Source organism: Microbacterium sp. BF1, assembly GCF_019279095.1.
Taxonomy (GTDB): Bacteria; Actinomycetota; Actinomycetes; order Actinomycetales; family Microbacteriaceae; genus Microbacterium; species Microbacterium maritypicum.
In genome coordinates this window covers 1-681 of sequence record NZ_JAGYWT010000799.1, presented here as the reverse complement: position 1 = coordinate 681, position 681 = coordinate 1, and the positions used below count along the sequence as shown (strand labels likewise).

General features: G+C 68.6%; 1 protein-coding gene and 1 pseudogene. One reads left to right on the top strand and one right to left on the bottom strand.

Annotated features, from left to right (window positions below):
- Positions 1 to 164: 164 nt before the first annotated feature.
- Positions 165 to 263 (bottom strand): streptamidine family RiPP, encoded by a 99-nt coding sequence (amiA, locus tag KZA10_RS18430; protein WP_256935021.1) that lies wholly within the window; start codon positions 261 to 263, stop codon positions 165 to 167.
- 71 nt (positions 264 to 334) lie between these two features.
- Between amiA and KZA10_RS16875 the strand changes: the two are divergent.
- A pseudogene (locus KZA10_RS16875) lies at positions 335 to 681 on the top strand (ATP-binding cassette domain-containing protein); the annotation flags it as partial.

Here is a 681-nt window from a genome sequence, read left to right as displayed (position 1 = left end):
CCCGGGGGCGACCGTCGGCACCGACGACGAGATGGGCGCCGGAGCCGGGGAGCGGCAGGATGCGGGGTTCGGAAGTCATGGATTCTCTCGGTGATGGGCCCGGGCGGGCGCGAACGCCCGGCCGGACGGGAGTGCGCTCGAAAGCGCGACGGAAGGATCCGCGATCAGTCGAAGGGGTTCTCGACCAGTGCGTTCGAGTGCGATGCCGACAGGTGCGCCAGCTGCTCGGACTCTTCCATCTCGGCGAGGATCTGCTTTTCCATTTCGTTCTCCTTCAGTGAGGTGGTCCGTCCCGCGGTGTGCGGGGCGGGTTCACGTTGTGTGAACATCGCAGGCTCTCGGCAGAGTGGACGAGGTGCTCGCCAGAGCCGACCTGGAGCACCTCGCCCGCCGCCGGGTGTCGAAGTGCTCCGGTGGGGAGCAGCAGCGCGTGAAGTTCGCGCTCGCGATGGTCTCCGACCCCGACATCCTGGTGCTCGACGAGCCCACCGCGGGCATGGATGTCACGGCACGCCGCCATTTCTGGGACGTCATGCGTGCGGATGCGGATGCCGGACGCACGATCATCTTCGCCACCCACTATCTCGAGGAGGCCGAGCAGTTCGCGCGCCGAACCGTGGTGATGCACCGGGGGACGGTGGTCGCGGACGCCCCCACGGCGCTGCTGCGGGCCAGTCTCGG

What these genes read in the sequence shown, in the direction of transcription:
- amiA (WP_256935021.1), bottom strand. Translation starts at nt 263, where the DNA reads ATGGAAAAGCAGATCCTCGCCGAGATGGAAGAGTCCGAGCAGCTGGCG.